4 protein-coding genes are annotated in these 7088 nt (G+C 70.5%); 1 reads left to right on the forward strand and 3 read right to left on the reverse strand.

Features of this window, described 5'->3' with window-relative positions; translation table 11 throughout:
- On the reverse strand, window positions 1-823 hold an 823-nt coding region (locus tag D7X74_RS37215; RefSeq protein WP_147446821.1), incomplete at its 3' end, for an RNA 3'-terminal phosphate cyclase.
- Between the two features lie 93 nt (window positions 824-916).
- On the reverse strand, window positions 917-2848 hold the full coding sequence (locus tag D7X74_RS37220) for a CocE/NonD family hydrolase (RefSeq protein ID WP_120537731.1): 1932 nt from the start codon (window positions 2846-2848) through the stop codon (window positions 917-919).
- Between the two features lie 270 nt (window positions 2849-3118).
- On the opposite strand from D7X74_RS37220, the gene D7X74_RS37225 reads away from it, so the two are divergent.
- Entirely contained in the window at window positions 3119-4747 is a 1629-nt protein-coding gene (locus tag D7X74_RS37225; RefSeq protein WP_120537732.1) for an ADYC domain-containing protein, read from the forward strand.
- A gap of 1 nt (window position 4748) precedes the next feature.
- Here the strand turns inward: D7X74_RS37225 and D7X74_RS37230 are convergent.
- Window positions 4749-7088 (reverse strand): SUMF1/EgtB/PvdO family nonheme iron enzyme (locus tag D7X74_RS37230; protein ID WP_147446822.1); only part of this gene is annotated, 2340 nt, incomplete at its 5' end.

Below are 7088 nucleotides of genomic sequence, written 5' to 3' on the forward strand. Positions count from 1 at the left end.
GCGTCTCGTGGGCTCGGAGATGTGTATAAGAGAAAGGGGATGTGAAGGCCGCGACGGTGTGCTCGAACTGCGCCAGCACGAACGTCACCGTGCCCTGCGAGCGCGTCACCGGCAGCGGCCGGTTCTCCGCCTCCGCCAGGATGCCCCGCTCGCGCAGCGCGGCCACCGCGGCGCGCGACTGACGCTCCGCCACGGCGAAGGGCAGCCCGCCCACGAAGGACATCACCCGCACCTCGCGCAGCACGCCCCGCGCGGGCAGGTCCACCCGCAGCGGCGGTTCTCCCGGGGCGCCCACCTCCGCGGTGAACTCGCCCGCGCCCTCCGGATAGAAGCCCGCGTGCGCCAGCGACAACTGCACGGGAAACCCGTAGGCGCGCGCCACCGGCAGCCACGCGCCCGTGAGCGCATGGAAGCTGGGGCTGTTGCGCAGGTGCGTGGCGCCCCGCAGCGTGAGCCGTCCTCCACCCGCCAGCGCCAGCGGGTACACGAGGCACTGGAAGAGCAGCGGCGTACTGCCCGCGGTGCCCACCTCCAGCAGGTAGTCCCCGGCGCGCACCGGGCCCGGGGTGAAGCGCAGCTCGGACGCGCCCACGACGGCGCCCTCGCTGGTGCTGGCGCTCAGGGCCTCCGCGCCGCGCACGTAGGCCAGGTGCTGGGGGCGCAGTCCCGGCGGATCCCGGTGCTCGCGCAGCCGGGTGAGCTGGAAGGGCCGTCCGGTGATGAGCGACAGGCACAGCGCCGAGCGGAGGACGTGGCCCCCTCCCTCCCCCATGCTTCCGTCGAGCAGCACCAGCCCGGCGTCGGTCCGGTCGTGACCGGTCATGTCCCTCCCGTCATGGGTCGAAGGCGAAAGGCGTGAAGCGCTCGCGCCCGGCGGTGCATCAGCGTAGCAGACCCCGCGTGTCCGGCTGGTGACTTAGTCGTCCAGCGCGGGCAGCACGGACACCTTCAGTGCGCTGGGATGCGCCGCCGAGTGATGGATCCGGTGCATGGCGCGCACGAAGTCGCTCTCCTTCGCCGCGTAGATGCTGGGCACGAAGGTCTGCGGGTTGCGGTCGATGAACGGGAACCAGCTCGACTGCACCTGCACCATCAGCCGGTGGCCGCGCTGGAAGGTGTGGAACACGTCGTTGATGACGAAGCGCACCTTGGTCACCTCGTTCGGGGTGAAGGGCTTCGGCTGCACGTAGCTGTCGCGGAAGCGGCCCCGGAACGGCTCCGCGCGCACCAGCGTCTGCTGGCCGCCCCGGTCGCGCTCGCCGGCCCGTTCCGCCTCCTTCGTCCAGCCGCGCAACTTGCCCGGGTTCACGTCCACCAGCTTCACCACCCAGTCCGCGTCGCTGCCGGTGGTGGACACCCACAGCTCCGCCTCCAGCGGGCCCGCCAGCGTGAGGTCCTCCTCCAAGGGCGGCGTCTGGTACACGACCACGTCCGGACGCCGCGAGGCGAAGCGCTGATCCTCCGCCATGAAGCCCCGGGTCATGTTGGCGGAGTGCTCCTGCGTGTACGGCACGGGCTTCGCCGGGTCGCTCACGTATTCGTCGAACGACGCCTCCTTGACCGTGGGCGCCTGGAACGTCAGCCCGCCCTGGGGCTGGAAGAACAGCCGCGTCGGCTTCGCGTTCTTCGGGGGCCACGCATCCAGGTGGCGCCAGCGGTTGGCGCCGCCCTCGAACACGAGGGCCTCCGGGACGGTGGGGGCCGGTCCCCCCTTCAGGTGGTGCTTGAAGAAGGCCAGCGCCAGGTCCTGGTACGTGACGCTCGTGGGGAAGCCGAAGTCCGCGTCGCCCAGCCCGGAGCCGTCCGTGCGCATCCAGCCGCCGTGGGGCCAGGGGCCCATCACCAGCGTGTTGGTGATGCCGGGGTTCTGCTTCTCGATGGCGGCGTACGTGCGCAGCGGGCCGTAGAGATCCTCCGCGTCGTACCAGCCGCCCACGACCAGCATCGCGGCCTTGATGTTCTTCAGATGGGGCAACAGGTTCCGCGCCTGCCAGAAGGCGTCGTAGTTGGGGTGCGCGAGCAGGTCCTTCCAGAAGCCGATGTCTCCGTGGAGGTACTTCGCGTCCGCGTTGCCCACCGGGCCCAGGTCCAGGAAGAACTGGTACGCGTCCGGGGTGCCCATCTCCAGGGGATGCCAGCCCTCCACGTCGGTGAGCGTGGGGCGCGGCTTGCCGAAGGCGGAGAAGAACGTGAACGTGAGCTGGAGATTGAGGGCGCCATGCCGGTGCATGTCGTCCCAGAACCAGTCCGCGATGGGTGCCTGCGGCGACACGGCCTTGAGCGCGGGGTGCGAGTCGATGGCGCCCGCGGCCGCGTAGAAGCCCGGATAGGAGATGCCCCACAGGCCCACGCGGCCGTTGTTGTTCGGCGCGTGCTTCACCAGCCAGTCGATGGTGTCGTACGTGTCGCTGCTCTCATCCACCTCCTTGCCGCGCTTGGTGTCGCGGTGGGGGCGCACGTCCACGAACTCCCCTTCGGACAGGTAGCGGCCGCGCACGTCCTGGACGGCGAAGATGAAGCCGTCCTGTTCGAAGGCCGCGGTCGCCAGGCTGTTCGGGTAGCGGTCCACGCCGTACGGGGCCGCCGAGTACGGCGTGCGCTGGAGCAGCACGGGGTAGCGCTTCGTGGGGCTCGCGTCGTTGGGGACGTAGAAGGACGTGAAGAGCTTCACGCCGTCGCGCATGGGGATGCGCACTTCGTACTTCGTGTAGTGCGAGCGCAGGTACGCGGCGCGCTGCTCCGGGCTCTGCTCGGACGGCGGCTTCGGCGCGGGTTGCGTCTGCGCCACGGCGGTGCCGGACAGCGAGAACAACGCGAGCGCGGCCAGGATGCGGGTGCCTGGGGACATGGCCCCTCCCTCTTCGTGTGAGTCGTGTCGTGCGGCAGCGGCGGCATTGTGGGGGATGCGGCGGGAGCAAGGAAGCACGAGGTGCCCGTGCAAGGTTTGCACAGGGGGCCAGGGCCAGGGCGTGCGGGGCTTGCACTCCCGGCAAGGTTTGCACAGCCACCCGTGGCGACGGATGCGGGCCTTCGAATTGCACAGGTCCTCGGCGTACAGGTTCATGCGGGGGCGCGTTCCAGCGCCCCACTCAATCCATCGCAGGCGGGAGACGAACACGTGTCAGCCATCATGAAGGCCTGGAGGCAGGGACTGCTGGGCGCGGTGTTGCTGGGAGGCGCGGTCGCGGTCGCGGAGCCTCCTCCGACGAACAGCGCGCAGGGGACGCAGTTGCATGGCTCGGAGCGCTTCGAGTCCATCAACATCCCGCATGCCTCCGTGGAAGGGCCGCCGCTCCCCTCGGGCGTGACGTGCGCGACGGTGAAGTCCGGGATGATGGGCGGGCGGATCGTCGTGTGGCAGGTCTCGTGCACCGGAGGGAGCCCGCCTTTTCCAGGGGCGCTGCTGGATGGGTCGACGCTGGTGGGGACGTCCTTCCGGGCACCGTTCGAGGGCCGCTCGGTGAAGCTCGTCATCCAGGAGGCCCGCTGTCACGTGGGGATCACGTCATCCCCGGTCGCGTGTACGAACGAGAACCTCAACTCCGGCGCGGCGCGCTGGGAGTTCCGGGTGAGCGCCACCACGGACGACAAGACGACCGTGCCGCTGTGCCCGACGGGCAGCGGGTTCGCGCTCGCGGTGCCCCATCCGTGGTCGGTGGGCGGTGAGCTGCTGAAGAACACGGACTACTTCACCTTCGCGTGCGCGCCCTCGAACCAGGGCACGGCCAGCAATCCATTCTTCGTGGGGGGCGGCGTCATCGCCAAGTGCATCGACTGGGGCTATGCGCCCTGGAGCGGGGCCTCCTCCGTGAATGACGTCGCGCTCGCCTACCACCAGCTCTGCACGCGCATGGCGAGGGCGGACTATTGCGGCGAGGGGAAGAGCAATACGCTGGACGGCACGCCGCTGTATTTCATGGGGCCGCAGAGTGTCCTGGCGCAGAACCCCGACGGCTACCCCGCGGCGACCGTGGACCCTGGTCAGTACGCGCTCGAGGCCGTGTGGAAGCGGGACTCCTGCGGCACGGTCCGCCCGCTGTGCCTGGGCAAGAAGCGCTGGGACACGCTGTCGCTGGAGGCCACGTGCCTCAACCGCGCGCTCGAAGCCGGCACCCCTCCCGTCATCGCCACCGGACCTTCCATCCGGCCGTGCGAGGAGCTGAAGCTGACGAACTACGCGGACGACACGCTGCTCGTGTCCTATTCGCTCTTCATCGACCGTGCGTTGGTGATGTTCAAGAAGACGGACACGGAGTTCGTGACGACCACGTCGGTGGTGGCGGATCTCCAGGAGCACCCGGGCATCGAGGACGTGTCCACGTTCCGGGCGGACCTCAACGGTGACGGGCTGGCGGATACGCCGTCGCTCGTCCCCCTGCGCGCGGAAGGTCCCATCCTCTCCGCGAAGCTGCCTTCGGCCATCAAGAAGCGCATGGGCTCCTTCATCAAGCCGCTGTACCGGTGCGTGGACCACGTGGGGCGCAGGCTGCTCACGGACTCGAACACCTGCGCTCCCGCCACCGGCTTCTTCCTCAATGCCGTCAGCTCCGACCAGGGCATCGAGGGCTATGTGTACAGCGCCGTGGACACCGAGAGCGCGGGACAGCGCCGGCCCCTGAAGCTGTGGAAGCATCCGACGCTGGGCTTCTACGCCACGTCCACCCAGTCCCCCTCCGCCGCGTTCGTCTTCGTGAAGGACCTGGGCTTCCTGCCCGCCGTGGGACAGCTCCCGGGGCGCGACCTCTGAATCACGGCACGGACGCGCACACGCGCATCCCGATGAAGGGGAAGCGTGTGCGCGGCTCTCCGTCGCCGTGGTTGAGGACCCGGGCGGTGAGCGCGTCCTGGTAGAACGACCCGCCGCCGTACGCGGGCGTGCCGCCGGTGTCCGTCACCAGCCACTCCCACACGTTGCCGGACTGATCCGCCACGCCGAAGGGACTGTCCGACGCGGGATGCGAGCCCACCGCGTCCGGCCCGAAGGCGCGGGGTTTGCGGCCGTAGGTGGCGTCGAAGTTGGCGTCGTCCGGTGCGAGCGTCGGACCGTGCGGATAGTCGCGCCCGTCTGCGCCCCGGGCGGCGCGTTCCCACTCCCGTTCGGTGCACAGGCGCGCGCGGGGAAGCCGGCCGGTGGTGTCCAGCCAGGACGCGTAGGCGCGGGCGTCCTCCCAGGAGATGCCGGACACGGGGAAGCGGCGCCAGTCCTGTTCGGCGCGCAGTTCCCGGTCCTGGTAGCGCAGCGGCTCCCCTTCCTTCGCGTGGTAGGCGACGCCTTCGTGCTCCAGGTGGAAGGTCCAGGTGGCGTCGGGGTCGGGCAGCAACTCGATGGTGCCGAAGTAGTTCGTGCCCCGGGGCCTGCGCGCGGCGCGCTCCGACGCGGGCAGTGCGCGCAGCCAGGTGAGCCAGTCCGCGTACGTGACTTCGTGGCGCGCGATGAGGAAGGCGCCCGTGGTGAGGGGGTGCAGCGGGCGCGTGCGCACGACGGTGCGGCGGATGCTTTCGTCGTCGCCGCTGCCGTAGAGGAAGCGGCCCGGGGGCACGTAGACGTAGCCGTCGGGGACGTGTTCGGGGAGGACGACCCGGGCCTGGAAGACGCCGCCTCTCCCGAGCAGTACGGGGTAGCGCACGGGCGGCCGGTCCGGTCGCGTGAACGTCAGGAGGTAGGAGCCGGGTGACAGGGTGATGCCCGAGGTGATGGGCGTGGTGCCGAAGGTCCAGGGTTCGGAGGGCTCGCCCGCGATGGGCTCCAGGCTTTCGACCTGGACGACGGCGCCCGGGGGATCGCTGTCCAGGTCCATGCGGACGGGGGCTCTCAGCTTGTTGCTCGTGACGCCGCTGGGATCCACTTCGTCCAGGCGTTGGATCAGGGCCGCGCGGACCTCGGGTTTACGGTCGCGCTCCGCGATGAGGATGCGCTGGAGGAGCACGTCGGCGAGCCGCTGATCCAACGGATTACTCCAGCCCGCGCCCACGCGCGTCCGGGAGGCATCGAGGATGGCGGTGGCCTCCTCATAGCTTCGGGCCTGCTTCGCGCCCAGGCTCAGGGCCTTGGCCCAGGCGTCCTCGGCGAAGGGCACGCGGTCCGAGTCGAACGCGGTGAACGCCTCCGCGCGGAGCGATTCAATCTGCGCTCCCAGGACCTGGTTCACATCGAGCATGGCGGTGACGGAGGCCAGTGCCCGCTCCGCGTCGCGGCGACGGGAGTGCTCGCCGTACCAGTTGCTTCCGACGAGGATGGACGCCGCCAGGAGCGGGAGCGCGACCACCCGGCCGACCCGCACCCACCTGGGCCGGGGCCTCGCGGGAGCCGTGAGGGAGGTGTCACCTCGGAGCGTCGAGAGGCGCGAGGCGATGGACTCCAGTGCATCACGCAGGGCTTCGGCGGAGTCGAAGCGCTCGGCGGGGTCATGCGCGAGGCAGCGGGTGACGACCGACGCGAAGGTGGGGTCGATCCCGGGCACCACCGTGTCCAGGGACGCGAAGATCCGGGGTTCGAAGGGGGCGTCCGCGAGCGGCCCCGGCGTAGAGCCTCCGCACAGTTCGTGGAGGAGCACGCCCAGCGAGAAGAGATCGCTGCGGGCCGTGGCCGGTTCGCCGCGCCAGACCTCGGGGGCCATGTAGAGCGGGGTCCCGATGCGTCCCGTGGAGAGCAGGTCCGAGGGGCCGCGCGGAAGCTCCTGCGGCGCGAGCGGGGCCGCGGTCGCGGTGCGCTGGGATGCACTCGCGTCGGCATTGCGCGGAAGGTCCGCCGTCGCACTCCGCCGCAGGTCCTGCGCTGAATCGAGCGTGGCGTGGTTCGCGGACGCGAGGCGTCGGAGGGTTCCTGCTTCAGCAACGCCTGAACGTCCCGCCGTCGCGATCCGCAGCGAACCCGCGCGGTCCTCGGTGCCCGCAGGCAGGTCCACCGTGGCCGCGCCCTCCGCCAGCAGGCCCCCTGCCCCACCCGCCTGGAAGTCCGGAAGCACAACAGGCCCGACGGGCACCACCGCCACGTCGAGCAGCTTCGCCACCCCGAAGTCGAGCAGCTTCACCTGCCCGTCCTCCGTCAGCAGCGCGTTCGCGGGCTTGAGGTCCCGGTGCAACACCCC

The sequence above is a fragment of the Corallococcus sp. CA047B genome (genome assembly GCF_003612065.1).
GTDB lineage: Bacteria > Myxococcota > Myxococcia > Myxococcales > Myxococcaceae > Corallococcus > Corallococcus praedator.

What these genes read in the sequence shown, in the direction of transcription:
- D7X74_RS37220 (WP_120537731.1), bottom strand. Translation starts at nt 2,848, where the DNA reads ATGTCCCCAGGCACCCGCATCCTGGCCGCGCTCGCGTTGTTCTCGCTG.